Source organism: Streptomyces sp. NPDC046712 (genome assembly GCF_040645695.1).
Lineage (GTDB): Bacteria > Actinomycetota > Actinomycetes > Streptomycetales > Streptomycetaceae > Streptomyces.
Window position 1 is genome coordinate 1 of the sequence record NZ_JBEYYW010000004.1, and the last position, 26,208, is coordinate 26,208.

A 26,208-nucleotide genomic window follows, 5' to 3' on the forward strand; every position below is an offset into this window, starting at 1 on the left:
GAAGGGCTTGATCTGCTCCGCGTACTGGAGCATCTCCTCGACGATCTGCGCGGCGTCGATGGCCCGGCGGTTGTAGAGCTTGGCGAGGAGCTGGTGGCTCGCCCCGGGCACCCCGCCGCGCCGCTACTGCGCCACCTGGTCCTTGTCGAGCTCGGCCGCCAGGTCCGCCGGGCGGCGCCAGCCGTGCTCGCCGCGGGCGCGGAGCCAGGCCGTGGTCTCGCCGGGCGGCATCGCGGCGGCGACCAGCCAGCCCTGGACCGCGTCGCAGCCCAGGTCGCGCAGGCGCTCCCAGGTCTCGTCGTCCTCGACGCCCTCGGCGACCACGAGCAGGCCGAGCGAGTGGGCGAGGTCGAGGGTGCAGCGGACGATCTCGGCGTCCTCCGCGTCGACGGCGAGGCGGGCCACGAAGGAGCGGTCGATCTTCAGCTCGCTCACCGGGAGGCGCCGCAGGTGCACCAGGGAGGAGTAACCGGTGCCGAAGTCGTCCAGGGACATCTTCACGCCGTGGCCGGTCAGGCCCGCCATGGTGTCGGCGGCGCGCTGCGGGTCCTCCAGGAGCACGTGTTCCGTTATCTCCAGCTGCAGGGCGCCGGCCGGGACCCCGTGGCGGGCCAGGCGGGCGGCGACCGCACCGGCGAAGCCGGGCGTGTGGACGTCCCGGGGCGACACGTTGACGGCCACAGGAACGTTCAACCCCTGCGCGCGCCATCGGGCCACCTGCGCGAGCGCGGTCTCGAGGACGTACTCGGTGAGGTGCGGCATGAGGCCCGAGGACTCGGCGATCGCGATGAACTCGTCCGGGGGGACCCGGCCGCGCTCCGGATGCACCCAGCGCACCAGGGCCTCCAGGCCGGCGACCTGGCCGTCGAAGCGGACCTTGGGCTGGTAGTGGAGTTCGACCTCGCCGGCGTCCAGGGCGCGGCGCAGGTCGCCGAGGAGGCCGAGCCGGTCGGGGGTGTTGGAGTCGCGCTTCGACTCGTACACCTCCACGCCCGTGCGGTCCCGCTTCGCCTGGTACATCGCGACGTCGGCGCGGCGCAGCAGCCCCTCGGCGTCGAGTGCGTGGTCGGGGAAGACGGCGACGCCGGCGCTCGCCTCCAGGACGAGCGTGAGCCCGTCCAGGTCGAGCGGCGAGGAGAGTTCGGCGACGAGGTGGCGGGCGACCCGCTGGGCGCTCGTGGTGGAGTCGGCCGTCGGGATCAGGACGGCGAACTCGTCGCCGCCGAGCCGCGCGGCCTCCGCCCCGCGCGGCAGGGCCAGCTTGAGCCGCTCCGCGATCTGGAGCAGCAGCCGGTCGCCGGCGAGATGCCCGAGGGTGTCGTTGACCGATCGGAAACGGTCGAGGTCGATCAGGACGAGGGCGGAGCGCGCGCCCTCCCCCTCGGCCTGCTCCAGCGCCGTCCAGGCCCGCTCCAGGAGCCACTGGCGGTTCGGCAGCCCCGTCAGCGGGTCGCGCAGCTGTTCCTCGGCGCGGGCGCGGGCTATCCACAGGGTGGAGTCGAGGGCGATGAGCGGGACGGCGAAGAGCGGCAGCAGCACGGGCTGGGAGCCCGCGACGACACAGATCAGCGGGGCGATGCCGAGCAGTGCGACCGCGACGAGGCCCTGCCGGAGCAGGGCCGTACGGGCGACGGTCGGCAGTCCGCCGCCCTGGGGCGAGAGGGCGTACCACAGGAGCAGCCGGGTCACCACGAGATAGGCGGCCGCGGCAAGCGCGACTTCCGGTACGTCGGCGATCCCCCAGTCGAGGGGCTGCCAGGGGTTCTCCACGGTCGGTACGTCTCCGAACGCGGCGAGGACCAGGGCGGCCGCGCCGATGCCGAGGACGTCCGCGGCGCCGTGCACCAGCCCCTGTCGCCAGCGGTGGCGGCGGGCGGCGCCGACCAGCACGACGACGGCCATGGAGACGAGGCCGGCGGGCACCCAGCCGTACAGCAGCAGGACCGCGAGGGTGAGGGCGGCGCCGGAGCCGGTGCCGCCCCACCAGCGGTCGCGGCCGAGGGCGACCAGGTGTCCGACGATGAACCCGGTGAGGACGGCGAGGGACCAGCCCGCGGCGCCGCCGGGGAAGAGTCCGTGGCCGGTGCTCAGGGCCCGGTAGAGCCCGGTGACGAGCACGACGGCGGCGAGGCCCACCACGGCTCCGGGCAGCCCGGAGGTGATGCCCACGAAGGCCGCCGCCCGGCCTCGCGGTCGTGAGACCGGGGCGGCACTCTCGGTCGGTTTCATTCCGTCCCTCTCACAGCCGGCGGTGCCGTTGCAACGCGATGGGCCGTTGTCATGCCTCCACGACCGGCAGAGCCCTCACACGGCCGTGCACGGCAGACGCACGGTCTCAACACTAGGCTGCGGAGGGCTCCGACGGGCAGCGCTCTCCATGTCTTGCCCGAATGCGACCCGGCCACCCGTAACGATCTGATATGCGCCGAACGGGTGATGTTCCCGGCTGCCCCTTGCCTCTCTCCCGTCTATTCCTCTACCGGCACCGCTGCCTCCCGAGCGGCCTCCGGACCCTGCGCGAGCAGCACCGCGAAGCCGTCCTCGTCCAGAACCGGAACCTTCAGCTGCATCGCCTTGTCGTACTTGGAGCCCGGGTTGTCACCGACGACCACGAAGTCGGTCTTCTTCGAAACGGAACCGGTCACCTTCGCTCCGAGGTTCTGGAGCGACTCTTTTGCGCCATCCCTCGTGAAGTTCTGCAGGGTGCCGGTCACGACGACGGTCAGTCCCGCCAGCGGACGCGGTCCCTGCTCCTCGCCGGCGCCCTCGTCCTCGAACCGGACCCCGGCCGCGCGCCACTTGCGCACGATCTCCCGGTGCCACTCCTCGGAGAACCAGTCCTTCACCGCGGCCGCGATGATCCCGCCGACCCCGTCGACGGCCGCCAGCTCCTCCTCGGTCGCCTGCTCGATCCGGTCCAGGGAGCGGAACTCCCGAGCCAGCGCCTGGGCGGCCACCGGCCCCACGTGGCGGATCGACAGACCGTTGATGAACCGGGCCAGCGGCCGCGTCTTGGCCGCCTCGATGTTCGCCAGCATCGCGAGCGCGTTCTTCTTCGGCTCGCCCTTCTGGTTGGCGAAGACCGTGACGACCTTCTCCTCGCCGGTCTTCGGGTCGCGCTTGGGCAGCCCGCTGTCCTGGTCGAGGACGTACGCCTTGATCGGCAGGAGACGCTCGATGGTGAGGTCGAAGAGGTCGCCCTCGTCGGCCAGCGGCGGCTCGGCCGGCTCCAGCGGGCGGGTCAGCGCCGCGGCGGCCACCGCGCCGAAGTTCTCGATGTCCAGGCACTCACGGCCGGCCAGATAGAAGAGACGTTCACGCAGTTGGGCCGGGCAGGTCCGCGCGTTGGGGCAGCGCAGATCGATGTCGCCCTCCTTCATGGCCCGCAGCGGCGTCCCGCACCCGGGGCACTCGGCCGGCATCACGAACTCCCGCTCGGTGCCGTCCCGCAGATCGGCCACCGGTCCGAGGATCTCCGGGATGACGTCACCGGCCTTGCGCAGCACGACCGTGTCCCCGATCAGCACGCCCTTGGCCTTCACCACCTCCTGGTTGTGGAGGGTGGCGAACTCGACCTCGGAGCCCGCGACCGTGACCGGCTCCACCTGCGCGTACGGAGTGACCCGGCCGGTCCGGCCGACGCCGACCTTGATGTCGACGAGCTTGGTGTTGACCTCCTCCGGCGCGTACTTCCAGGCGATCGCCCAGCGCGGGGCGCGCGCGGTGGAGCCGAGCCGGCCCTGGAGCGGGACCTCGTCCAGCTTGACGACGACCCCGTCGATCTCGTGCTCCACGGAGTGCCGGTTCTCCCCGAAGTACGCGATGAACTCCCGTACCTCGTCGAGCGAGCCGACCACCCTGTTGTGCTGGGCGGTCGGCAGGCCCCACTCGCGCAGCAGTCCGTACGCCTGGCTGAGGAGGTCGATGTCGAAGCCCTCACGGGCGCCGATGCCGTGCACGACCATGTGCAGCGGGCGGGTCGCGGTGACCTTGGGGTCCTTCTGGCGCAGCGAACCGGCCGCCGCGTTGCGCGGGTTGGCGAAGGGCTTGTCCCCCGCCTCGACCAGGCGGGCGTTGAGGGCCTGGAAGGCCTCCATCGGGAAGTAGACCTCGCCACGGATCTCGACGAGGTCCGGGATGCGGTCCCCGTGCAGCCGGTCCGGGATGTCCGCGATCGTCCGCACGTTGGGCGTGATGTCCTCGCCCGAGCGACCGTCGCCACGGGTCGCCGCCCGGGTCAGCCTGCCGTGCTCGTACGTGAGGTTCACGGCGAGGCCGTCGACCTTGAGCTCGCAGAGGAAGTGGTGCTCGGCGGCGCCCACGTCACGGGCGATCCGCTCGGCCCAGGCGGCCAGTTCCAGGTCGTCGAAGGCGTTGTCGAGGGAGAGCATGCGCTCGCGGTGCTCGACGGAGGTGAACTCGGTCTCGTACTGCCCCGCGACCTTCTGGGTCGGCGAGTCCGGCGTGCGCAGCTCGGGATACTCCTCCTCCAGCGCCTCCAGGTCGCGCAGGAGCTTGTCGAACTCGCCGTCGCTGATGACCGGCTGGTCCTTCACGTAGTACCGGAAGCGGTGCTCCTCGACCTGCTCGGCCAGGTCGGCGTGCTTCTCCCGTGCCTCGGCGGGCAGGGCCCCCTGTTCGACTGCCACCGTTACTCGTCCTCCCGTTGCCTCTGACCCCGTCACTCAGGGTTGTCCGCGAGCGATCTCGCCGCCCTGGCGCAGTGCGCGAGCGCCGCCCGGGCATATGCCGGTGATGCGCCCGCGAGACCGCACGTCGGGGTGATCACCACGGACTCGGCGAGAGTCCCCGGATTCAGCCCCAGCCTGCGCCACAGCGTCCTGACACCCATGACGCTACCGCCCGGGTCCGACAATGGAGTGTCGGTCGAGGGCACCACGCCCGCGAAGAGCTTGGTGCCGGACTCTACGGCCTCGCCGATCGGCTCCTCGTCACGTTCGGTGAGCAGCGAGAAGTCGAACGAGATCCCGTGGACGCCGGCCCGGCGCAGCAGCCCGAACGGGACGTCGGGGGCGCAGGAGTGCACGACGACCGGGCCGTCGTGGACCGCGATCACCTCGCGCAGGGCGCTCTCGACGATCTGCCGGTCGACGGCGCGATGGGTGCGGTAGCCGCTGGCGGTACGGATGTGGCCGCGCAGGACGGCCGTCAGCGAGGGCTCGTCGAGCTGGAGGACGAGCCGGGCGCCGGGGACCCGCTTGCGGAGCTCGGCGAGGTGATGGCCCAGCCCCTCGGCGAGGGAGCCCGTGAGGTCCCGGCAGGCTCCGGGGTCGCCGAGCGCCGCCTCGCCACCGCGCAGCTCCAGGGCGGCGGCGAGCGTCCAGGGGCCGACGGCCTGGACCTTGAGCGGGCCTTCGTAACCCTGGGTGAACTCCTCCAGGGCGTCGAGGTCCTCGCCGAGCCAGGAGCGGGCGCGCCGGGTGTCCCGGCCGGGCCGGTCGCTGACCCGCCATCCGCTCGGCTCCACGTGGGCGTACATCTCGACGAGCATCCCGATGGTCCGGCCGATCATGTCGGCGCCGGGCCCGCGGGCCGGCAGCTCCGCCAGGAAGGGGAAGTCCTCGAAGGAGCCGACGACGGTCTTCGCGGCCTCCCGGGCGTCCCCACCGGGCATGGACCCCACGCCGGTGGCGGGGCCCTGGCCGAACGCGTGCGTCTCGCTGGTCTCGGTCACCGTTCCTACCGTCCCGGACGAACCGTCAGGTCGTTGATCTCGGCGTCGCGTGGCAGGTCGATGGCCGTGACGATCGTCGTCGCGACCGACTCCGGGTCGATCCAGCGCGAGGGGTCGTACTCCTTGCCCTCCTGCGCGTGGACCTTCGCCTGCATCGGGCTGGCGGTCCGGCCCGGGTAGACCGAGGTGACCCGCACCCCGTTGCCGTGCTCCTCGTGGCGCAGGGAGTCGGCGAGCGCCTTCAGGCCGTGCTTGGAGGCGGCGTAGGCGCCCCACTCGGCGTGGGCGTTGAGCCCGGCGCCGGAGTTGACGAACACCACGTGCCCCTGGGAGACCCGCAGCTGGGGCAGGAAGTGCCGGGTCAGCTCGGCGGGGGCGACGAGGTTGACGTTGAGCTGATGGCGCCAGGTCTTGGGGGTGAGCTCGCCGACCGGCCCGAGGTCGACGACGCCCGCGATGTGCAGGAGGGTGTCGACCCGCTCGGGCAGGGTCTGGTGCGAGAACGCCCAGGAGAGCCGGTCGGGGTCGGCGAGGTCCCCGACGAGGGTCCTGGAGCCGGGGAACTCGGCGGCGAGCTCCTTGGCCCTGCCCGCGTCGCGCGCGTGGAGCACGAGCTCGTCCCCGCGCGCGTGCAGACGGCGGGCGACGGCCGCGCCGATGCCGGAACCCGCCCCGGTGATCACATGTGTAGGCATGCGCACCATGCTCGCATCACCGCACGCCGGTCGACGCCTCCAGGTAGGCGAGAGCGGACACGCCGTCCTCCGCGAAGAAGACCAGGTCCGTCAGCGGCAGGGGCAGGAAGCCCTCGTCCTCCATGCGGTGGAACTGGGCCTTCAGACCGTCGTAGAACCCGGCCGTGTTCAGCAGCACCACGGGCTTGGTGTGCTTGCCGTGCTTCCTCAACTCCAGGACCTCGGTGGCCTCGTCGAGCGTGCCGGTGCCGCCGACCATGACCACGATCGCGTCGGACTTGGCCAGAAGCAGCGCTTTGCGCTCGGCGAGGTCCTTGGCGACGATCATCTCGTCGGCGCCCGGCCGGGCCTTGGCGGCGAGGAAGTCGACGGAGACGCCGACGAGTCGTCCTCCCGTCTCCTGCACGCCGTCGGCGACGACCTTCATCAGGCCGACGTCGGAGCCTCCCCAGACGAGGGTGTGGCCGGCCTTCCCGAGACGTTCGGCGAAGTCGCGGGCGGGGGCGGTGTAGCGCTCGTCGAGGTCGGCGGCGGAGAGGAAGACACAGATGTTCATGGGCCGCACCCTATCCGTGACCTCGGCTTTCGAGCTTCTTACGGGAATTCCCCTCCCCCACCGATGAGTTCCGGGAGCGCCCCCGGTCATCACTGGCATGGACGAGATGAACGGCACGCCGAGCAGGTCCCGGGGACGGGTCACGTCGGGGGACGGGACGCGGATCGTCTACGAGCGGCGCGGGGAGGGGGCGCCGGTGATCCTGGTGGGCGGGGCGCTGTGCACCGGCGCGTCCGAGCGGCCGCTGGCCGAGCTGCTCGCGGCGCGCTTCTCGGTCGTGACCTACGACCGGCGGGGGCGCGGTGGGAGCGGAGACACCGGTCCGTACACCGTGGAGCGGGAGATCGACGATCTGGCGGCGCTGATCCACGAGGTGGGCGACCGGGTGGCCGTGCACGGCACGTCCTCGGGAGGGGCGCTGGCGCTGGCCGCGGCGGAGGCCGGCGTCCCGATCGACCGGCTGTCGGTCTACGAGCCGCCGTTCTCGGCGGAGTCCGGAGCCCGGGAGACGTTCGCGGCCCACCGGCGCCGGCTGACCGGGCTCCTGGACCGGGGACAGCGGGCGGCGGCCGTGGAGCTGTTCCTGGCGGACGCGATGGCGCCGGAGGCGCTGGCCGGGATGCGGGGCTCGGAGGCGTGGCCGCGGCTGGAGGCCGTGGCGCACACCTTGGCGTACGACCACGCGGTCCTGGGCGACGGCGCGGTGCCGGCCGCGTGGCTGGGGCGGGTCCACGCGCGCGTGCTGGTGGTCGACGGCGGCGCGAGCCCCGCCTGGATGCGCCGCGCGGCCCGGGTCGTCTCGGCGGCTCTCCCTCGCGCCCGGCACCGCACCCTGACGGGCCAGACGCACCTGGTGGGCCCGCACGTCCTGGCGCCGGTCCTCGAGGAGTTCTACGAGGAGGACTGAACCGGCGCGCGCCGCGAGCGCGCGCCGGCTGCCGGTGCCGCGGCCTCCCGTCAGAGGCTCGCCGGCTCCGTGCGCCGTACCGTCGTCGCGATCGTCGCCGAGCCCACCACGCGCGTGCCGTCGTACAGCACGATCGCCTGGCCGGGCGCGACACCGCGGACCGGCTCGTCGAAGGAGACCTTCAGCTCGCCGTCCTCCAGCGAGGCCGTCACTTCGGTCTCGCCGCCGTGGGCGCGCAGCTGGGCGGTGTAGCGGCCGGTGCCCTCGGGGGCCGTGCCGCACCAGCGGGGCTTGATCGCCGTCAGGCCGGTGACGTCGAGCGCCTCGACCGGTCCGACCGTGACCGTGTTGTTCACGGGCGAGATGTCGAGGACGTAGCGCGGCTTGCCGTCCGGCGCCGGGTGGCCGATCCGCAGCCCCTTGCGCTGACCGATGGTGAATCCGTACGCACCCTCGTGGGTGCCCACCTTCGTACCCGACTCGTCGACGATGTCGCCCTCCGCGCGGCCGAGCCGGGAGGCCAGGAAGCCCTGGGTGTCGCCGTCGGCGATGAAGCAGATGTCGTGGCTGTCGGGCTTCTTCGCCACCGCGAGCCCGCGCCGCTCCGCCTCCGCCCGGATCTCGTCCTTGGTGGTGAGGGTGTCGCCCAGCGGGAACATCGCGTGGGCGAGCTGCTTCTCGTCCAGGACGCCGAGGACGTACGACTGGTCCTTGGCCATGTCGGACGCCCGGTGCAGCTCGCGCGAGCCGTCCTCGGTCAGCACGACCGTGGCGTAGTGGCCGGTGCAGACCGCGTCGAAGCCGAGCGCGAGCGCCTTGTCGAGCAGCGCCGCGAACTTGATCTTCTCGTTGCAGCGCAGGCACGGGTTGGGGGTGCGGCCCGCCTCGTACTCCGCGACGAAGTCGTCGACGACGTCCTCGCGGAAGCGTTCGGCGAGGTCCCACACGTAGAAGGGGATGCCGATGACGTCCGCCGCCCGGCGGGCGTCGCGGGAGTCCTCGATGGTGCAGCAGCCGCGCGCGCCGGTACGGAAGGACTGCGGGTTCGCGGAGAGCGCCAGGTGCACCCCCGTGACGTCGTGCCCTGCTTCGGCGGCGCGGGCGGCGGCGACGGCGGAGTCCACACCGCCGGACATGGCGGCGAGGACACGGAGCGGGCGCTGGGGAGTCTCAGTCATAGCCCTACCAGGGTACGGGGCTCCGGGAACCGCGGTCGCGTGAGTAAGCGTTGTCCTGCACATGGGGAGTGACAAGAAGCGGGGGGTGGGGCGGCGAGCCGTCCTGCTGGGCGGCGGCGTCGCCGTGCTGGGGACGGCGGCGCTGGCCCGCGACGAGCTGGCGCGCGCCTGGTGGCGGCTGCCCGGCACGGAGAAGAAGCGGATCGAGGGCGAGCTCGACCACAAGGGCGCCGACTGGTCCGCCGCGTCGCGTGCGAACTGGCGGCGGGCGGACCGGCCCGACGACTACACCATCGACCGGGTGGTGATCCATGTCGTCCAGGGCAGCTACGCGAGCGCCCTGAAGGTCTTCAAGAACCCGGGGCACGGCGCCGCCACGCACTATGTCGTCCGTAAGGACGGGCATGTCGCGCAGATGATCCGCGAGCTCGACGTGGCCTTCCACGCCGGGAACCGGGACATGAACGAGCGGAGCGTCGGCATCGAGCACGAGGGCTTCGTCGACCGGCCGCAGGACTTCACACCGGCGATGTACGCGTCCTCGGCGCGGCTGACCGCCGGGATCTGCGCCCGGTACGGCATCCCGGTCGACCGGAAACACATCATCGGACACGTCGAGGTGCCCGGGACCGATCACACGGACCCCGGGCCGCACTGGGACTGGGACCGCTACATGAAGCTCGTACGGGAGGCTTCGAAGAAGGTCACATGAGGTCCGCGGTCACATGAGGCCCGCGGTCCGCGCCCGCTCGACGGCCGGGCCGATGGCGTCGGCGACCGCCGCCACGTCCTCCTTGGTGGAGGTGTGGCCGAGGGTGAAGCGCAGGGTGCCCCGGGCGAGGTCCGGGTCGGTGCCGGTGGCGAGCAGCACATGGCTGGGCTGGGCGACGCCGGCCGTGCAGGCGGAGCCGGTGGAGCACTCGATGCCCTGGGCGTCGAGCAGCAGGAGCAGCGAGTCGCCCTCGCAGCCGGGGAAGGTGAAGTGGGCGTTGGCGGGGAGCCGGTCGACCGGATCGCCGCCGAGGACCGCGTCGGGGACGGCGGCACGGACGGCGGCGACGAGCTCGTCGCGCAGGGCGCCGATCTCCCGGGCGAACTCCTCGCGCCGCTCGGCGGCGAGCCGCCCGGCGACGGCGAACGCGGCGATGGCGGGCACGTCCAGGGTGCCGGAGCGGACATGGCGCTCCTGCCCGCCGCCGTGCAGGACGGGTACGGGGCTGTACTCACGGCCCAGGAGCAGCGCGCCGATGCCGTACGGTCCGCCGATCTTGTGGCCGGAGACGGTGAGGGCGGCGAGGCCGGAGGCTGCGAAGTCGACCGGGATCTGGCCGAAGGCCTGGACCGCGTCGGCGTGCAGGGGGACATCGAACTCGCGGGCGGCGTCAGCGAGTTCGCGGACCGGCATGATCGTGCCGATCTCGTTGTTCGCCCACATGACGGTGGCGAGCGCGACGCTCTCCGGCTCGCGGGCGATCGCCTCGCGCAGGTCGTCGGGGTGGACGCGCCCGTACCGGTCGACGGGCAGGTACTCGACGGTGGCGCCCTCGTGCGTGGCGAGCCAGTCCACGGCGTCGAGAACGGCATGGTGCTCGACGGGGCTGGCGAGGACGCGGGTGCGGGCCGGGTCGGCGTCGCGGCGGGCCCAGTAGAGGCCCTTGACGGCGAGGTTGTCGGCCTCGGTACCACCGGAGGTGAAGACGACTTCGCTGGGCCGGGCGCCCAGGGCGGCGGCGAGGGTCTCGCGCGCCTCCTCGACGGTCCGCCGGGCGTGCCGCCCGGCCGCGTGCAGCGAGGAGGCGTTGCCGGTGACGGCGAGCTGGGCGGTCATCGCCTCGATCGCCTCGGGGAGCATGGGCGTGGTCGCGGCGTGGTCGAGGTAAGCCATGGTGTTCTGATTCTACGAGGGTGCTCCCGCGCCTCGGCTCCGTGGCCGGTTTACGCCACCGGGGCGGGGCCCGGGGCGGACGCACCGCTACCCGCGCCGGGGTCGTGGGGTGTGCCCACCCTCCCTCTGGGACTTCGTCCCGGGGGACCCTCGGCCCCGGCGGAAGAGTCGCCCACACCGAGGTCCGAATAGAGCGCGACGATCTCCGCCGCCGCCTCTGCCAGCAGGGTGCGGACCTCCTCCGGTTCCAGGACCTCGAGGCTGCCGCCGAGGGCCAGGAGCGGGCGGGCGTCGCCGAGTTCGGTGAGGGCCAGTTCGACCTCGGTCCACTCCTCCCCCCGCTCGGGGGCGGTGGTCAGGCGGTCGCCGTGCAGGCGGAGGAAGCGGTCCAGACGGTCGCGGTGGACCCGGGCCCGCACCAGGACACCGGCGGGGCGTTCCTCGACGCGGCGGCGCAGTTGCTCCCACACCTCGGCCAGTTCGGCGCCCGCCCGGCGGCGGACCGGGTCGTCGAGGAGGTCGGCCCGGTGCACCCGGTCCGCGCGGAAGAGCCGCGGCTCGCGGCGGTGGTCGGCGACCAGGTACCAGACGCCCGCCTTCACGACGAGACCGTACGGGTCGACCGTGTACGTCTTCGGGGCCGGCGCCCCGCTGCTCCGGTACCGCAGCCGCAGCCGCCGGTCGGCGAAGACCGCCCGGTCGAGGACGTCCAGGTCCACGGCCGGAAGGGGCGTGCGCATCCAGCGGTCCGGGTCGACCAGGATCCGGCGGCTGGTCAGTTCGGCGGCGGGCCGGTGGGGTTCGGGGAGTGCGGCCATCACCTTGCGCAGGGCGGAGCCGAGGGCCCGGTCGAGGCCGAGGGCCGCGTGGGCGCCCTGGGCGGCGAGGACGAACAGGGCGCGGGACTCGTCCGCGGTCAGGCCCGTGACGTCCGTACGGAAGCCGGGGAGGAGGGTGATGCCGCCGTGCCGGCCGCGCTCGGCGTACACGGGCACGCCGGACGCCGAGAGCGCCTCGACGTCCCGGTAGATGGTGCGTACGGAGACTTCGAGGCGCTCGGCGAGCTCCGTGGCGGGGACCAGGCCCCGGGTCTGGAGGAGCAGCAGGAGGGAGAGGAGCCGGTCGGACTTCACCGGCTCACGTTAGCGGCGCAGGGTCAGCCGCGCGGGGCCCGGGCCAGCTGGCGGGACTGGGCGACGAGCCGGTCCGCGCTGTCCCAGACCTCGGCGTCCTCCTCCAGGAAGCCGCCGGCGAGGTTGCGGGTGGTGATGGAGACGCGCAGCGGGCCGGGGGCCGGGCGGCAGCGGATGTGGGTGGTGAGCTCGACGGTCGGGGTCCAGCCCTTGAGGCCCAGCTCGAAGGAGGTCGGCGGCAGGGCGTCGACGGTGAGGAGCAGGGAGAGCGCGTCGGGCTCGCGGCCGTCGGCGAGGCCGAACCAGCCGCGCATCTCGCCCTTGCCCGAGGGCGCGCCGATCGCCCAGCCGACGGTGGCGGGGTCGAGCTTGAGGGCGAGCCGCTCGGTGATGGCGTTGGAGCCGGGGATCTGCGGCGTGGGGCCGTCGGAGGCGCCGAAGCAGTGCTCGATGGGCGCGATGGCCGGGGGTGTGGCGGCGGTGCGGACGTCGTCGGGGAGCGCGTCGAGGTCTCCGTACGAGGCGAGGACCCGGATGCGCTCGACCTCGGTGCCGTCCTCGGCGTACTGGAAGAGGGACGCCTGGCCGGTGGAGAGCGTGCGGCCGGTGCGGACGGTCTCGGTGCGGATCACCGCGGGGCCGGGCGCGGACGGCGTGAGGTAGTGCGCCGAGATCGTGAACGGGTCCGGGTGCGGGAGGTGGTCACCGAGTGCGCGGCCGAGCAGGGCGAGGAGATAGCCGCCGTTGACGGCGTTGATGATCGTCCAGCCGGCGGAGAGATCGGCGTCGTAGACACCGGGGGCGCGGAGGGTGACGGCGGTGTCGCGGTCGAACTCGCTCGTCCCCGCGATCGTCTCGATGCTCGTGCTCATGCTTTCGACGGTACAGCAGGAAACTACTGAGCGGTAGCTTTTTCGGGCTCCTCGCGGGCGGAGGACCGGCGGTTCCAGGCGCGGGGCGCGCGCCAGTGGTAGCGCATCGCGAGGAGGCGGAGAACGAAGGCCGTCACGACGGCGGCGCCGCTGGTGAACGCGTTGAGGGCGTCGAAGCGGATGCAGAGGACGACCATCGCCGCGCCCACCATCGCGGGCACGGCGTAGAGGTCCCGGTCCCAGCGGAGCAGGGAGGGGACCTCGTTGGCGAGGACGTCACGCAGGACGCCGCCGCCGACGGCGGTCGCGAGACCGAGCGCGGCGGAGGAGGTGAGGCCCAGGCCGTACTCGTACGCCTTGGTGGTGCCGGTGACGGCGAAGAGGCCGAGGCCGGCGGCGTCGAAGACGTTGACGGCGGTCTGGGTGCGCTCGACCTGGGGGTGCAGGAAGAAGACGAGGACCGTGGCGACGAGCGGCATGAGGAAGTAGCCGAGATCGGTGAAGGCGGCGGGGGGTACGGCGCCGATGATCAGGTCGCGGAGGAGGCCGCCGCCGAGGGCGGTGACCTCGGCGAGGACGGCGATGCCGAAGACGTCGAAGTTCTTGCGGACGGCGAGGAGGGCGCCGGAGATGGCGAAGACGAAGATGCCGACGAGGTCGAGGGCGTGTTGTACGGAGGGACTGAACAGATCGTGGAGCACCGCCCAATTGTGCCGGGTCCGCGCGAGGGCGGTGCCCGTGCGGCGGGCGCACAGCACGAGGCCCCCGTGCCTCATGGCAGCGGGGGCCTCGCGTAGTGCTACGCCTTGGGCGCGTCGCCCTCCGGCGCCTCCTTGGAGACAGGCGCCTCGGGCTCCGCCGGGGTCTCCGTCGTGGACGGCTTCGAGATCGTGACCTCCACCGACTCACGCGCCGACGGCACCGTCACACCCTCCGCGTTCTCCGGGTGGTGGCAGGCCACGCGCTGGCCCGGGCGGAGTTCCAGGAGCGGGGGCTCCTGCGTCTTGCAGAGGTCCGTCGCCTTCCAGCAGCGGGTGTGGAAGCGGCAGCCCGGCGGCGGGGCGATCGGCGAGGGGACGTCGCCCTGGAGCAGGATCCGCTCGCTCTTCGCACCCCGGCGCCGCGGGTCCGGCACCGGGACCGCCGACATCAGGGCCTTCGTGTACGGGTGCATCGGCGACTCGTACAGGGACTTGCGGTCCGCCAGCTCCACGATCTTGCCGAGGTACATCACCGCGATCCGGTCCGAGACGTGCCGGATGACCGACAGGTCGTGGGCGATGATCACGTACGTGAGGCCCAGCTCCTCCTGGAGGTCGTCCAGGAGGTTCACCACCTGCGCCTGGATGGAGACGTCCAGCGCGGAGACCGGCTCGTCGGCCACGACCAGCTTCGGCTTCAGGGCGAGCGCCCGCGCGATGCCGATGCGCTGGCGCTGACCGCCGGAGAACTCGTGCGGGTAGCGGTTGTAGTGCTCCGGGTTCAGGCCGACCAGGCCCAGCAGGCGCTGGACCTCCTTCTTGACGCCGCCCTCGGGCTCCACGCCCTGGAGCTTGAACGGCGCCGAGATGATCGAGCCGACCGTGTGCCTCGGGTTCAGCGAGCCGTACGGGTCCTGGAAGATCATCTGGATGTCGCGGCGCAGCGGACGCATCTTGGCCACACCGAGGTGGGAGACGTCCACGCCCTCGAACTCGATCGTGCCCTGGGTCGGTTCGAGGAGCCGGGTGATCAGCCGGCCCATCGTCGACTTGCCGCAGCCGGACTCACCGACGACGCCGAGGGTCTCGCCCGGCAGCACCTCGAAGTCGATGCCGTCGACCGCCTTGACCGCCCCGACCTGGCGCTGCAGCAGCCCCTTCTTGATCGGGAAGTGCTTCACCAGGCCGTTGACCTTGAGCAGAGGTTCCATGTTGTCGCTCACAGCTTCGGCGCAATCTCTTCGGTCCAGATCCGGGTCCGCTCCTCCGGCGACATGTGGCAGGCGGAGTAGTGCCGGCCGGGGGCCTCACCACTCGGCGCGAGCCGCAGCTCGGGGCGCTCCGTGCGCGTGATGCCGCCCTTGGGCACGTCGGCGTACGGGCATCGCGGGTGGAACGCGCAGCCGCTCGGGATGTTGATGAGGCTGGGCGGCGAGCCCTTGACCGGGATGAGCCGGTCGGTCTGCTCCCGGTCGATCCGCGGCATCGAGCCCAGCAGGCCCCAGGTGTAGGGGTGCTGCGGCTCGTAGAAGACCGCTTCGGCCGGACCGCGCTCGATGCACCGCCCGCCGTACATCACGAGGATGTCGTCGGCGAGCTCGGCGACGACGCCGAGGTCGTGCGTGATCATGATGACCGCGGAGCCGAACTCCTTCTGCAGGTCCCGGATGAGGTCCAGGATCTGCGCCTGCACGGTCACGTCGAGCGCGGTGGTCGGCTCGTCCGCGATCAGCAGTTCGGGGTTGTTGACCAGCGACATCGCGATCATCGCGCGCTGGCGCATACCGCCGGAGAACTCGTGCGGATAGGCGTCGAACCGCTTGTCGGGCTCGGGGATGCCGACCCGGTCGAGCATCTCGACCGCGCGCTTGCGGGCGACCTTCTTGTCGACCTGGTTGTGGGTGCGGTACGCCTCCACGATCTGGTTGCCGACCGTGTAGTACGGGTGCATCGCGGACAGCGGGTCCTGGAAGACCATCGCCATCTTGCGTCCGCGCAGGCGCCGTACGTCGTCGGCGTCGGCGCTGATCAGCTCCTCGCCGTCGAGCCAGATCTCGCCCTCGATCACCGGGCGGTTGCGGCTGTGGCCGGTGCGGTGCAGGCCCATGATGGCGAGCGAGCTGACCGACTTGCCGGAGCCGGACTCGCCCACGATGCCGAGGGTCTTGCCGCGGGCCAGGTCGAAGGAGAGCCCGTCGACGGACTTGACCAGGCCGTCGTCGGTCGGGAAGTGGACCTTGAGGTCACGCACCGAGAGGTACGCGTCGCTCGGAGGGCCGGACTGCACGGGGACGCCGACCGGACCGGTGGTGGCGCCCGCGGGGCTGTCGTTGTTCAGCGGGGTCTCGGTCACGTCAGCCTCACGCGCGGGTCGACGACGGAGTACATGATGTCCACGATCAGGTTCGCCATGACGACGAAGAAGGCCGCGATGAGGGTGACGCCCATGATGACGGGCAGGTCACCGGCGCCGATGGCGCCGACCGCGGCGGTGCCGAGGCCCTGGAAGTTGAAGGTCGTCTCGGTGAGCACGGCGCCGCCCATGAGGGCACCGAGGTCGAGTCCGACGAGGGTGATGACGGGGGTCAGGGTCGAACGCAGGGCGTGCTTGCCGATGACCACGTTCTCCTTGAGCCCCTTCGCGCGGGCCGTGCGGATGTAGTCCTCACCGAGGACCTCCAGCATGGTGGCGCGCGTGATACGGGCGTACGTGGCGGCGAAGAGGAAGGCCAGCGTCACCCAGGGAAGGATCATGCTGTTGAGCCACTCCCCCGGATCCTCCGCCAAGGGTTTGTAGTTGCTCTCGTCCAGCCACCCCAGTGAGTAGACGAAGACCGCGCCCGCCAGCATTCCGGTGAAGTAGATGGGCAGCGAGACGCCGGCCAGTGCCGTCACCATCGTCGCCCTGTCCCAGATCGTGCCTCTGCGCAAGGCTGAGATCACGCCCGTCAGGACACCACCGATCACCCAGAGGATCACCGCGCCGCTGGCGAGGGAGAGCGTGACCGGGATGCGGTCGAGCAGGATCTCCCAAACCGGCTGCTCCGCCTTGAAGGAGTAGCCGAAGCACGGCGCGGGGCAGTGCGTCACCTCCGTGCCCTGGTTGTAGTCGCGGCCGGCGACTATGCCCTTGAGGAACAGTCCGTACTGCTCGGGGATGGACTTGTCGAAGCCCATCTTCACGCGGATGCCCGCAAGAGCGGTTTCGTTGGTCTCGCGGCCTGCGTACATGAGCGCCGGGTCGCTGCCGGTTATTTTCGGCACCGCGAAGAAGATGCCGAAGGTGACCGCGGAGACCACCAGCAGCGTTGCGACGACGTTGAAAAGCCGCCGGATGAGGTAGACGAGCACTGCAGTCGGCCGCTCGGGGCGGGCGGCTGCCGCCCCTTGTGGGGACGACAGCCGCCGCCTGCGGCCTTCACCTGCCCTTCGAACTAGCGCATGTGGGGTGAAGGCACATGTCCTGCTATTACTTGACGACGCCCACGGTGGCGAGGTCGATCTTGCCCAGCGAGTCGTTGAAGTAGACGTTCGTCAGGCGCGGGTTGTGGTAGACGAGCGCCTTGTCGAAGTTGATCGGCAGGTAGAGCGCCTTCTCCATGATCTTCTTGTTGATCTCGGTGTAGAACGGCGCGGCCTCGGCCGGCGTCGGGGCGTCGGCGGCCTTGTCGAACAGGCCGTTCACCTCGGGGTCGTTCAGCATCGAGTAGTTGTTGTTGCCGTTCGGCAGGATGAACGAGCCGTCCACCAGCGGCTGCAGGAAGCCGGAGCCGGAGTTGTAGTCGGCACCCCAGCCCATGACGATGATGCCGTAGCCCTTCTTCTTCACGTTCTCGGGCGAACCGATCGTGGAGGAGGAGAGCTTGCCGTCGTACTGGTCGATCGAGGCGTCGATGCCCACGGCCTTCAGCGCGGCCTGCAGGGACTCGGCCGTCTTGACCTCGGCCTTGCGGTTGTTGCGGACCGCGATCGTGGTCTTGAAGCCGTTCGGCTTGCCACAGGCGGCGAGGGCGGCCTTGGCCTTGTCGATCTGCGGCTTGCCGCCGGTCAGGCCGTACGGGTCGTACGACTTGTCGGAGCCGGGGATGCCGGGCGGCAGCATGTTGGCGCCGAGGTCACCGGAGGTCGGGCCGCCACGGGCGGTCTGCAGGGACTTCGGGTCGGCCGCGTAGATGACGGCCTTGCGGCACTCGACGTTGTCGAACGGCGCCACCGTCTGCGGGAAGACCATGTAACGGATGTAGCCCGTGAACGGGTTGTCCGCGTTGGCCTTCAGCTTCGGGTTCTGCAGGATCTTGATCTTCGCGGCGTCCTGGACACCCGTGCCGTCGACCGCGAGGTCGATGTCACCGGACAGCAGGCGCTGGTCCATGTCTTCGGCGTTGGTGGTCACCGTGAAGGAGATCTTGTCCGGCAGACCCTTGCGGATCGTGTCGGTCTTCGGGTCCCAGTGCGGGTTGCGCTCGAAGGTCGCGCCCTTGCCGGCGGTGAAGCTGGTCACCTTGTACGGGCCGGTGGACAGCGGCTTGTTGGTGTACTTCGCGCCCGTGTCCTTGGCCATCGGGACCGGCGAGGAGGACGGCATCGCCAGCAGGTAGGAGAAGTCCGAGTTCGGCTTCGCCAGGTTGAAGACGATGGTCTTGTCGTCGGGGGTCTGGACCGACTTCAGGCCGAGCTTGTCGGCGGCCTTGTCCTTGTACGGGCCGGGGTACTTCTGGCCCTGGTCGAGGATGTCGATCAGGTACGTCGGACCGCCGGACAGCACGTCCTGCGCGAAGACGCGCTCGATGCCGTACTTGATGTCCTTGGAGGTGACGGGCGTGCCGTCCTCGAACTTGACGCCGTCCTTCAGCTTCAGCGTGTACGTCTTGCCGCCGTTGCTCAGGACCGGCAGCGCCTCGGCGAGGTCCGGGACCAGCTTGGTGCCCGCCTCGCCCGGCTTGCTGTCGTACGCGAGCAGCTGACGGATGTACAGGCGCTGCATGTTCCAGACGAAGCCGTAGTAGGCGCGCGCCGGGTCCAGGTAGTCGACGTCCTGGGGCGACCAGAGCTTGAGCTCGCCGCCCTTCTTGTCGGACACGTTGACGACACCCTTGGTCGCCGCGTCGAACCCGGCGCCGGCGGCGTCCTTCCCCTTGCCGCTGTCGTCGCTGCCGCCGCCGCACGCCGCAGTCAGGGAGAGCGCGGCGACGAGCGCGGTGAGCGCTGCTGCCTTCTTTCTACGGACCACTGTGTTCCAACCTCCTCAGGAATGGATTCAGGTGAATCAGGTGAATCGGTTCAGCTGCCCTTGGGGTCGAGTGCGTCACGCAGCCCGTCCCCGAAGAGGTTGAACGCAAGGACGGTGACGAAGATCGCGAGACCGGGGACCACCATGAACGTCGGGTCCGCCTGGTAGATCGGGACGGCGTCGGAGAGCATCTTTCCCCAGGACGCGGTGGGCGGCTTGACGCCGGCGCCCAGGAAGCTCAGGGCCGCCTCGGTGAGGATGTTGGTCGGGATGATCAGCGTCGTGTAGACGAGGATCGGGGCGACCAGGTTGGGCAGGAGCTCCTTGCGCAGGATGTAGCCGCGGCCGGCGCCCAGGGACCGGGCGGCCTCGACGTACTCCCGTTCGCGCAGCGAGATCGTCTGGCCCCGGACGATGCGGCCGATGTACGGCCAGCCGAAGAAGCCGATGACGACGATCAGTACGCCCATGCGGACGCCGGTGCCGGTGAGTCCCCACAGCGAGTTGGGGACCACGGAGACCAGCGCGATGGTGAAGAGCAGCTGCGGGAAGGCGAGCAGCAGGTCCATCAGACGGCTGATGATCCCGTCGACCCAGCCGCCGAAGAATCCGGCGACGGCGCCCAGGATGCTGCCGATGATGACGGAGACGAAGGCGGCCAGGAAGGCGACGAGGAGCGAGATGCGCGCCCCGTAGACGATGCGACTGAAGACGTCGCGCCCGTTGGTCGGCTCCACGCCCAGCAGGAAGTCGGAACTCATGCCGCCGAAGGCTCCCTTGGGGATGCCCAGGTCGGGGTCGAGCATGTCCTCGTGGAACTCGTTCGGCGGGTGGCCCAGGAGGCTGACGATCTGCGGCGCGAAGACCGCGACGAGAATGAGGAAGAGCACGAGGAACGCGCCTGTCAGTGCGACCTTGTCGCGCTTGAGGCGGGTCCATGCGATTCGGCCGGGAGAACGGCCCTCGATGGCCTTGGCAGGGACTTTGGCGGCGACGGCTGCGATTTCGTCCGCGGCCGTGTCGTGCAGTGGTGCCGTCATCGTGGTGGGGACCCCTCTCGGCCGACGGTGGCCGGCCCATGCCCGCCGCTGTAGCGGCTTGTCTCACATCGGTGTCGCTGATGGTGCGAACGGGTGCGTTTGTTGCGTACGGATTACTGCGAAGAGCGTCTGAAGTGCATGTGAAGAGCTGGTGGTCGCGGGCCGTCCGGCTCTCGGTTGGGGGGAGTCTTCATCGGGCTCACGATCACCCGCCAGACCTGCCGGGGATGTGATGCGCAACCGTGATGTGGCCCGAAGCCTTCCGTTATCCGGACCGGCAGATCTGCTGAGCGAAGCAACACCGCCCGTTCGGCGCGGAACGGACATCACGGCCAACAGGGCCTTCCTGGCCGCTTTTTGGGTGGATTCGCCGAGGACGACGAAGGCCGCACCGAGGTTCTCGGTGCGGCCTTTTCGGACAGACGTCTCGCGATGCGGACGTGGCGTCAGATCTCCTCCTGGTCTCGTCGGAGCCTCGTACGGGGTCTCCTCGGGCCCTCGCCGGAGCCTGGTCCGAGGTCTCGTCGGAGGTCCCGTCTCAGGTCTCAGCGGTAGACCGGGACATGCGCGTCGCGGTCGTAGAACGGACGCGCGTTGGCCCGCAGCCACATCGCCACCGGGTCGTACTCGTCGGACATCGCGACCGTCGAGACGGGCAGCCCGTCGGGGACCGCGGAGATCGACTGACGCATCATGGCCCGCACCGCGTCGACGGAGGCGGCGGAGGTGTCGTACAGGTCGAGACCGATGGCGAGGTAGGGGGAGCCCAGCGCGGGTTGCACCCAGGCGCGGCGCAACGCCCGTACGGACGGGGTCCGATGGGCGTTCTGGGTCAGCAGGGCATAGAACTGCGGGATTTCCAGAGCGGGTTCGGACAGCCGCAGGGGCCCGGCGGGCATCCGGTCCAGACCGGTGGCGATCCGCCGGAGATCGGCCCAGGGGATGCCGACGCCGCCGTTCGGGTCGTGCGGGTTGAGCCAGATGCCCCAGCGGTCCGGGTAGAGGGCGCGGGCGATGTCGCGACCCGTGACCACCTCGTGGGCGCGGGTCCAGCCGGACGCCGCGAGCTCCTGGGCGGAGGTGACGCACGGGGCGTACCCGAAGCCGTCGACCTCCATGTTCCCGTACTGGGCGTCGGGCGAGCCGGGCGCACCCTGCCAGAGCAGCATCCACACCGTGCCGTCGGCGAGGGCGTGCAGCAGTTGTTCGTACGCGTCGTAGCGTCCGGGTGCCACCTGGCGCAGCATGTGCTCGACCTGTCCGGCCGCAGCGGTGCCTGACGCGCTCACCCTGGGTCCCGCCCCTCTTCCGTCCACCGAACCAGCTTAATTACGCGGAGGCCCGCTGATAGAAGGGGCGCACCTGCTCCAGCATCCAGTCGCCGACCGGGTCCTGCGCAACGTCCAGCAGGATGAGATTGACCGGCCAGGCCACCTCGACCCGGCCCAGCGCGCGGCCGAGCGCGTCGAGCGGGGCGTTCCGGTCGATGCCGTCCCAGGCGGCGAGCTGGACGCCGACGAAGAGCGCCGGTTCGGTGCCCTCGACGCTGGCCAGGGCGCGGCGCGCGGTGACGACGACTCCGGTGGCCTCGAACTCGGCGGAGGCGGCGGCGAGGAAGTCGACGGGGTCGTCCTGCCAGTCGGGCTCGAACAGCCGGACCCGGCCGCCGCTCGCGGGGCCGTCCAGCGGGGTGCGGCCGACCCGGCACAGCTCGGCGACGGCGGGCGGGGGCAGCGGGGCGCCGACCGTGCCGCCGGGGTTCACCGCGATGCCGAGCTGCGGGGGCAGACCGCGGGCGAATTCGCGGGCGGGGGCGACGGTGAAGGACATGTGGGCGCCGACACAGGCCAGGAATTGCTGCTCGGAGCTGAAGACGGGGACGTAGGGCAGTCCGTCGATCTCCATCGTGGGGAGATCGAGGTCCCGGCTCTCGGGGCTGCCGCCGTTGGGCAAGGGCACCCAGACGGGGCTCCGTCCGAGCACCTCGACGAGCCGGCCCCCGGCGGCGGGGTTGCCGAGCGAGGCGGCCAGCACCTCTTCGAGCTCATTGCCCGGCCATGTGACGTCCACGGTTCTCGGTTCCCCTTCTCGCGCGCCAAGGTCGCGTCTCGCACACCCTGGTCGCGGCGCCCTCGGGGCAGAACCCTAACGCCGCCCCGGCACCGCCGTGGCCAAAAGCGTACGGAGCACCCCGGTCCGGATCGGCCGGCCCCAGGGCCTGTCCGCCGGACAGGCCCTAGGGCCTCTCCGGCGGATCAGGGTCGGACAGGCCCTAGCCCGCGTCTCGGAACGAAATCCTCCGCAGGGCGCCCGCCGCGTCCCTGTCGAGCAGGGTCGCCGAGGCGCAGCCGCGCGGCAGGCGGCCGGACTCGACGGAGTGCAGCAGCCGTCCGACGGCGCGACGGTGCCGGGCGAAGGCGTATCCCGACACCCCGCGGCCGCGCTCGCGCTGACCCTCCCGGGCGGCGGCCGGTGTGACGTCGAGCAGGACCAGGTGCAGGGCGCGGCCCCGGCGGCGGGCCTCGCGGGCGAGCCAGTTCCGCACCCAGGACTGCGTGCCGCAGTCGTGCACGATCACGCTCCGCCCGGAGCGCAGGGCCCGGCGCAGCCCGGCGTAGTGGGCGATACGGGCCAGCGGGCGGTAGACGGCGTACGGCAGAAAGCGGGGCAGTCGTGCTTCCCAGCGCTCGCGGGCGTCCTGCGAATCGATGCCCAGGCCCTCCGCCGCACGCCGCATGAGCGTCGACTTTCCGCTGCCGGGCAGTCCGGAGACGACGACGAGGTCACCGGCGGCGAAGCAGAGCGCACGGGGGCCCCGGCCGCCCCGCTCGCGCAGATCGCGCAGCAGGGGCGTGACACGGGAGCGCCTGCGGGTCCTCGCCCGGGCGCGCTGGGCTCGTATGCCCGTACCTGACGCGTATGCGCCGGTGTGCTGAAACGTCATCGCCTCTCCCCCTGTCGGGTCCTGAGGACCCTTGCCCAAGAAGTGTAAAGAAACGGTAATGAGGCACAAGCGATTTGCCGATCAGACCCGCCATGCAATGATGTGCGCGCCAAGCGCACACAACCACATACTGGCCGCTCGAATCCGCGCGGGAGAGTCCCGGACAGGGCTGTAGCAGTGCTGTAGCAGTCCGGGCGCCGAAGGAGCAAGACCCTCCCTTGAATCTCTCAGGCCCCGTACCGCGTGGATGAGGCAGATCTGAAAAGTGAACCGTCCCGGCGTGTCCGGCGCGGCTCCACCCAAGGTGCAAGCCGAGGATGCCCTCGGTGAACCTCTCAGGTTCCATGACAGATGGGGAGGATTGTCCTCACCCGTCATGCATGTCGTGCCCTGCACGCCCCTGGGACCCGGGAGCCACCCCATGAGCAACGCCCCCCGCCTGACCGCCCTCGATGCGCTGCATCGTTCGCTGGGCGCGACCATGACCGACTTCGCGGGCTGGGACATGCCGCTGCGCTACGGCAGCGAGCGCGACGAGCACAACGCCGTCCGCACCAAGGCGGGCCTCTTCGACCTCTCCCACATGGGCGAGATCACCGTCACCGGTCCGCAGGCCGTCGAACTCCTCGACTTCGCCCTCGTCGGCAACATCTCGACGGTGGGCCCGGGCCGCGCCCGCTACACGATGATCTGCCAGGAGGACGGCGGCATCCTCGACGACCTGATCGTCTACCGCCTGGGCGAGACGGAGTACATGGTCGTCGCCAACGCCTCCAACGCCCAGATCGTCCTCGACGCGCTCACCGAGCGCGCGGCCGGTTTCGACGCCGAGGTGCGGGACGACCGCGACGCGTACGCCCTGATCGCCGTCCAGGGCCCGGAGTCCCCCGGCATCCTGAAGTCGCTCACCGACGCCGACCTGGACGGTCTGAAGTACTACGCCGGCCTGCCCGGCACGGTCGCCGGGGTCCCCGCGCTGATCGCCCGTACCGGCTACACCGGCGAGGACGGCTTCGAGCTGTTCCTGAAGCCCGAGCACGCCGAGGGCGTGTGGAAGGCGCTGACCGAGGCGGGCGCCCCGGTCGGCCTGATCCCCTGCGGCCTGTCCTGCCGTGACACGCTCCGCCTGGAGGCGGGCATGCCGCTGTACGGGCACGAGCTGACCACCGCCCTCACCCCGTTCGACGCGGGCCTCGGCCGGGTCGTGAAGTTCGAGAAGACGACCAACGACGGCGACTTCGTCGGCCGCAAGGCCCTGGAGGCCGCCGCCGAGCGCGCCGCCTCCAACCCGCCGCGCAAGCTCGTCGGCCTGATCGCCGAGGGCCGCCGCGTCCCGCGCGCCGGCATGGCGGTCGTGGCGGACGGCCAGGTCGTCGGCGAGGTCACCTCCGGTGCCCCGTCCCCGACCCTCGGAAAGCCGATCGCCATGGCGTACGTGGACGCGGCGCACGCCGAGCCCGGCACGCAGGGTGTAGGTGTGGACATCCGCGGCACCCACGAGCCGTACGAGGTCGTCGCGCTGCCCTTCTACAAGCGCCAGAAGTGACGTTTCACACGCCCGAACGTCTCACTCCTCGTCTCATCCCGTAAGACCCGCGTACATCAGCACTCCCCCGATCCAGGAGAATCACGACATGAGCAACCCCCAGCAGCTTCGCTACAGCAAGGAGCACGAGTGGCTGTCGGACGTCGTTGACGGCGTCGCGACCGTCGGCATCACGGAGCACGCGGCGAACGCCCTCGGCGACGTCGTGTTCGTTCAGCTCCCGGAGGTCGGTGACACGGTGACCGCGGGCGAGTCCTGTGGCGAGCTGGAGTCCACCAAGTCCGTCAGCGACCTGTACGCGCCGGTGACCGGCGAGGTCGTCGAGGCCAACCAGGACGTCGTGGACGACCCCTCCCTGGTGAACACCGCACCGTTCGAGGGTGGCTGGCTGTTCAAGGTGCGCCTCGAGGGCGAGCCGGAGGACCTGCTCACCGCCGACGAGTACACCGCATTCACCGCCGGCTAACCGAGACCCCCTAGGGATCGATTCATGTCGCTTCTGAACACCCCTCTCCACGAGCTGGACCCGGACGTCGCCGCCGCTGTCGACGCCGAGCTCCACCGCCAGCAGTCCACCCTCGAGATGATCGCCTCGGAGAACTTCGCTCCGGTCGCGGTCATGGAGGCCCAGGGCTCGGTCCTCACCAACAAGTACGCCGAGGGCTACCCGGGTCGCCGCTACTACGGCGGCTGCGAGCACGTCGACGTGGCCGAGCAGATCGCCATCGACCGGATCAAGGACCTGTTCGGCGCCGAGTACGCCAACGTCCAGCCGCACTCGGGCGCCTCCGCGAACCAGGCCGCGCTGTTCGCGATCGCCCAGCCCGGCGACACGATCCTGGGCCTGGACCTGGCCCACGGCGGTCACCTGACCCACGGCATGCGCCTGAACTTCTCGGGCAAGCAGTTCAACGTGGTCGCGTACCACGTCGACGACGCCGGCCTGGTCGACATGGCCGAGGTGGAGCGCCTCGCCAAGGAGCACCGCCCCAAGGTGATCATCGCGGGCTGGTCCGCCTACCCGCGTCAGCTGGACTTCGCCGAGTTCCGCCGGATCGCCGACGAGGTCGAGGCGTACCTGTGGGTCGACATGGCCCACTTCGCCGGGCTCGTCGCGGCCGGTCTGCACCCGAACCCGGTCGAGTACGCGGACGTCGTGACGTCCACCACGCACAAGACCCTCGGCGGTCCGCGCGGCGGCATCATCCTCGCCAAGAAGGAGTTCGCGAAGAAGCTGAACTCCTCGGTCTTCCCCGGCTTCCAGGGCGGCCCGCTGGAGCACGTGATCGCGGCCAAGGCCGTCTCCTTCAAGGTCGCGGCCTCCGAGGAGTTCAAGGAGCGCCAGCAGCGCACCCTGGACGGCGCCCGCATCCTCGCCGAGCGCCTGGTCCGGGACGACGTCACCGCGCACGGTGTCTCGGTCCTGTCCGGCGGCACGGACGTGCACCTGGTCCTCGTCGACCTGCGCAACTCCGAGCTGGACGGCCAGCAGGCCGAGGACCGCCTCCACGAGGTCGGCATCACGGTCAACCGGAACGCGATCCCGAACGACCCGCGTCCGCCGATGGTCACCTCGGGTCTGCGCATCGGTACGCCGGCGCTCGCGACCCGCGGTTTCGGCACCGAGGACTTCGCCGAGGTCGCGGACATCATCGCGGAGACCCTGAAGCCCGGCTTCGACGCCGAGTCCCTCAAGGCCCGGGTGACCGCTCTCGCCGAGAAGCACCCGCTGTACCCCGGCCTGAAGTAATTTCGTACCCTTTTGTTCGTACGAAGCTCCGGGGCACCGCGCACACTGGACAGTGAGCGCGGTGCCCCAGCCCGTT

The 26,208-nt window shown here is 71.0% G+C and carries 23 protein-coding genes and 1 riboswitch; of the genes, 5 read left to right on the forward strand and 18 right to left on the reverse strand.

Annotation, left to right across the window (positions count from 1 at the left end; translation table 11 throughout):
* Positions 1 to 123 precede the first annotated feature (123 nt).
* From ABZ939_RS06600 to ABZ939_RS06620, 5 genes are all read right to left on the reverse strand, one after another.
* Entirely contained in the window at positions 124 to 2,229 is a 2,106-nt protein-coding gene (locus tag ABZ939_RS06600; protein ID WP_361850011.1) for a bifunctional diguanylate cyclase/phosphodiesterase, read from the reverse strand.
* A gap of 239 nt (positions 2,230 to 2,468) precedes the next feature.
* Positions 2,469 to 4,649, reverse strand: coding sequence for an NAD-dependent DNA ligase LigA (gene ligA, locus ABZ939_RS06605; protein WP_361850013.1), 2,181 nt, complete (start codon positions 4,647 to 4,649; stop codon positions 2,469 to 2,471).
* Positions 4,650 to 4,681: 32 nt separating this feature from the next.
* A complete protein-coding gene (locus ABZ939_RS06610; RefSeq protein WP_361850015.1) occupies positions 4,682 to 5,695 on the reverse strand; it encodes a methionine synthase in 1,014 nt (337 codons plus the stop codon).
* 5 nt (positions 5,696 to 5,700) lie between these two features.
* Positions 5,701 to 6,399: an SDR family oxidoreductase gene (locus tag ABZ939_RS06615; protein ID WP_361850017.1), complete on the reverse strand. Its 699-nt coding sequence runs from the start codon at positions 6,397 to 6,399 to the stop codon at positions 5,701 to 5,703.
* Between the two features lie 7 nt (positions 6,400 to 6,406).
* Positions 6,407 to 6,946 carry a TIGR00730 family Rossman fold protein gene (locus tag ABZ939_RS06620; protein WP_361850019.1) on the reverse strand — a complete coding sequence of 180 codons (540 nt, stop codon included), beginning with the start codon at positions 6,944 to 6,946 and terminating at the stop codon, positions 6,407 to 6,409.
* A 97-nt stretch (positions 6,947 to 7,043) separates the two neighbouring features.
* Between ABZ939_RS06620 and ABZ939_RS06625 the strand changes: the two genes are divergently transcribed.
* Complete coding sequence (locus tag ABZ939_RS06625) at positions 7,044 to 7,853, forward strand: alpha/beta fold hydrolase (protein ID WP_361850021.1); 810 nt, start codon at positions 7,044 to 7,046, stop codon at positions 7,851 to 7,853.
* Positions 7,854 to 7,903: 50 nt separating this feature from the next.
* Here the strand turns inward: ABZ939_RS06625 and mnmA are convergent, their stop codons facing one another.
* Entirely contained in the window at positions 7,904 to 9,031 is a 1,128-nt protein-coding gene (gene mnmA, locus ABZ939_RS06630) for a tRNA 2-thiouridine(34) synthase MnmA (protein WP_361850023.1), read from the reverse strand.
* Between the two features lie 61 nt (positions 9,032 to 9,092).
* On the opposite strand from mnmA, the gene ABZ939_RS06635 reads away from it, so the two are divergent.
* A complete protein-coding gene (locus ABZ939_RS06635; RefSeq protein WP_361850025.1) occupies positions 9,093 to 9,743 on the forward strand; it encodes an N-acetylmuramoyl-L-alanine amidase in 651 nt (216 codons plus the stop codon).
* 9 nt (positions 9,744 to 9,752) lie between these two features.
* Here the strand turns inward: ABZ939_RS06635 and ABZ939_RS06640 are convergent, their stop codons facing one another.
* The 12 genes from ABZ939_RS06640 to ABZ939_RS06695 all read right to left on the reverse strand — a co-directional run bounded on the left by ABZ939_RS06640 (position 9,753) and on the right by ABZ939_RS06695 (position 22,836).
* Entirely contained in the window at positions 9,753 to 10,916 is a 1,164-nt protein-coding gene (locus ABZ939_RS06640; protein WP_361850027.1) for a cysteine desulfurase family protein, read from the reverse strand.
* Positions 10,917 to 10,966: 50 nt separating this feature from the next.
* Positions 10,967 to 12,049 carry a WYL domain-containing protein gene (locus tag ABZ939_RS06645; protein WP_361850029.1) on the reverse strand — a complete coding sequence of 361 codons (1,083 nt, stop codon included), beginning with the start codon at positions 12,047 to 12,049 and terminating at the stop codon, positions 10,967 to 10,969.
* A 23-nt stretch (positions 12,050 to 12,072) separates the two neighbouring features.
* Positions 12,073 to 12,921 (reverse strand): thioesterase family protein, encoded by an 849-nt coding sequence (locus tag ABZ939_RS06650; RefSeq protein WP_361850031.1) that lies wholly within the window; start codon positions 12,919 to 12,921, stop codon positions 12,073 to 12,075.
* A gap of 23 nt (positions 12,922 to 12,944) precedes the next feature.
* Complete coding sequence (locus ABZ939_RS06655; protein WP_361850033.1) at positions 12,945 to 13,622, reverse strand: trimeric intracellular cation channel family protein; 678 nt, start codon at positions 13,620 to 13,622, stop codon at positions 12,945 to 12,947.
* Between the two features lie 98 nt (positions 13,623 to 13,720).
* Positions 13,721 to 14,833 carry a dipeptide ABC transporter ATP-binding protein gene (locus ABZ939_RS06660; RefSeq protein ID WP_361850035.1) on the reverse strand — a complete coding sequence of 371 codons (1,113 nt, stop codon included), beginning with the start codon at positions 14,831 to 14,833 and terminating at the stop codon, positions 13,721 to 13,723.
* Positions 14,834 to 14,841: 8 nt separating this feature from the next.
* A complete protein-coding gene (locus tag ABZ939_RS06665; protein WP_361850691.1) occupies positions 14,842 to 15,909 on the reverse strand; it encodes an ABC transporter ATP-binding protein in 1,068 nt (355 codons plus the stop codon).
* A 62-nt stretch (positions 15,910 to 15,971) separates the two neighbouring features.
* On the reverse strand, positions 15,972 to 16,973 hold the full coding sequence (locus ABZ939_RS06670; RefSeq protein WP_361850037.1) for an ABC transporter permease: 1,002 nt from the start codon (positions 16,971 to 16,973) through the stop codon (positions 15,972 to 15,974).
* A 118-nt stretch (positions 16,974 to 17,091) separates the two neighbouring features.
* Positions 17,092 to 18,852: an ABC transporter substrate-binding protein gene (locus tag ABZ939_RS06675; protein ID WP_361850039.1), complete on the reverse strand. Its 1,761-nt coding sequence runs from the start codon at positions 18,850 to 18,852 to the stop codon at positions 17,092 to 17,094.
* Between the two features lie 50 nt (positions 18,853 to 18,902).
* On the reverse strand, positions 18,903 to 19,892 hold the full coding sequence (locus tag ABZ939_RS06680; RefSeq protein ID WP_361850041.1) for an ABC transporter permease: 990 nt from the start codon (positions 19,890 to 19,892) through the stop codon (positions 18,903 to 18,905).
* A 545-nt stretch (positions 19,893 to 20,437) separates the two neighbouring features.
* Positions 20,438 to 21,181, reverse strand: a complete 744-nt coding sequence (locus ABZ939_RS06685; RefSeq protein WP_361850043.1) for an enhanced serine sensitivity protein SseB C-terminal domain-containing protein — start codon at positions 21,179 to 21,181, stop codon at positions 20,438 to 20,440.
* 40 nt (positions 21,182 to 21,221) lie between these two features.
* Positions 21,222 to 21,962: an enhanced serine sensitivity protein SseB gene (locus tag ABZ939_RS06690; protein WP_361850045.1), complete on the reverse strand. Its 741-nt coding sequence runs from the start codon at positions 21,960 to 21,962 to the stop codon at positions 21,222 to 21,224.
* A 202-nt stretch (positions 21,963 to 22,164) separates the two neighbouring features.
* The gene (locus ABZ939_RS06695; protein WP_361850047.1) at positions 22,165 to 22,836 is read right to left on the reverse strand and encodes an AAA family ATPase; all 672 of its coding nucleotides are present in this window, start codon (positions 22,834 to 22,836) and stop codon (positions 22,165 to 22,167) included.
* A gap of 139 nt (positions 22,837 to 22,975) precedes the next feature.
* A riboswitch (glycine riboswitch) is annotated at positions 22,976 to 23,088 on the forward strand.
* A 169-nt stretch (positions 23,089 to 23,257) separates the two neighbouring features.
* Between ABZ939_RS06695 and gcvT the strand changes: the two genes are divergently transcribed.
* From gcvT to glyA, 3 genes are all read left to right on the forward strand, one after another.
* Entirely contained in the window at positions 23,258 to 24,382 is a 1,125-nt protein-coding gene (gene gcvT, locus ABZ939_RS06700; protein ID WP_361850049.1) for a glycine cleavage system aminomethyltransferase GcvT, read from the forward strand.
* A gap of 88 nt (positions 24,383 to 24,470) precedes the next feature.
* Positions 24,471 to 24,848 carry a glycine cleavage system protein GcvH gene (gene gcvH / locus ABZ939_RS06705; RefSeq protein WP_361850051.1) on the forward strand — a complete coding sequence of 126 codons (378 nt, stop codon included), beginning with the start codon at positions 24,471 to 24,473 and terminating at the stop codon, positions 24,846 to 24,848.
* 24 nt (positions 24,849 to 24,872) lie between these two features.
* Complete coding sequence (glyA, locus tag ABZ939_RS06710; RefSeq protein WP_361850053.1) at positions 24,873 to 26,132, forward strand: serine hydroxymethyltransferase; 1,260 nt, start codon at positions 24,873 to 24,875, stop codon at positions 26,130 to 26,132.
* Positions 26,133 to 26,208 lie beyond the last annotated feature (76 nt).

What these genes read in the sequence shown, in the direction of transcription:
- ABZ939_RS06600 (WP_361850011.1), bottom strand. Translation starts at nt 2,229, where the DNA reads ATGAAACCGACCGAGAGTGCCGCCCCGGTCTCACGACCGCGAGGCCGG.
- ABZ939_RS06615 (WP_361850017.1), bottom strand. Translation starts at nt 6,399, where the DNA reads ATGGTGCGCATGCCTACACATGTGATCACCGGGGCGGGTTCCGGCATC.
- ABZ939_RS06620 (WP_361850019.1), bottom strand. Translation starts at nt 6,946, where the DNA reads ATGAACATCTGTGTCTTCCTCTCCGCCGCCGACCTCGACGAGCGCTAC.
- ABZ939_RS06625 (WP_361850021.1), top strand. Translation starts at nt 7,044, where the DNA reads ATGGACGAGATGAACGGCACGCCGAGCAGGTCCCGGGGACGGGTCACG.
- mnmA (WP_361850023.1), bottom strand. Translation starts at nt 9,031, where the DNA reads ATGACTGAGACTCCCCAGCGCCCGCTCCGTGTCCTCGCCGCCATGTCC.
- ABZ939_RS06635 (WP_361850025.1), top strand. Translation starts at nt 9,093, where the DNA reads ATGGGGAGTGACAAGAAGCGGGGGGTGGGGCGGCGAGCCGTCCTGCTG.
- ABZ939_RS06640 (WP_361850027.1), bottom strand. Translation starts at nt 10,916, where the DNA reads ATGGCTTACCTCGACCACGCCGCGACCACGCCCATGCTCCCCGAGGCG.
- ABZ939_RS06650 (WP_361850031.1), bottom strand. Translation starts at nt 12,921, where the DNA reads ATGAGCACGAGCATCGAGACGATCGCGGGGACGAGCGAGTTCGACCGC.
- ABZ939_RS06660 (WP_361850035.1), bottom strand. Translation starts at nt 14,833, where the DNA reads ATGGAACCTCTGCTCAAGGTCAACGGCCTGGTGAAGCACTTCCCGATC.
- ABZ939_RS06680 (WP_361850041.1), bottom strand. Translation starts at nt 19,892, where the DNA reads ATGACGGCACCACTGCACGACACGGCCGCGGACGAAATCGCAGCCGTC.
- ABZ939_RS06695 (WP_361850047.1), bottom strand. Translation starts at nt 22,836, where the DNA reads ATGACGTTTCAGCACACCGGCGCATACGCGTCAGGTACGGGCATACGA.
- gcvT (WP_361850049.1), top strand. Translation starts at nt 23,258, where the DNA reads ATGAGCAACGCCCCCCGCCTGACCGCCCTCGATGCGCTGCATCGTTCG.
- gcvH (WP_361850051.1), top strand. Translation starts at nt 24,471, where the DNA reads ATGAGCAACCCCCAGCAGCTTCGCTACAGCAAGGAGCACGAGTGGCTG.
- glyA (WP_361850053.1), top strand. Translation starts at nt 24,873, where the DNA reads ATGTCGCTTCTGAACACCCCTCTCCACGAGCTGGACCCGGACGTCGCC.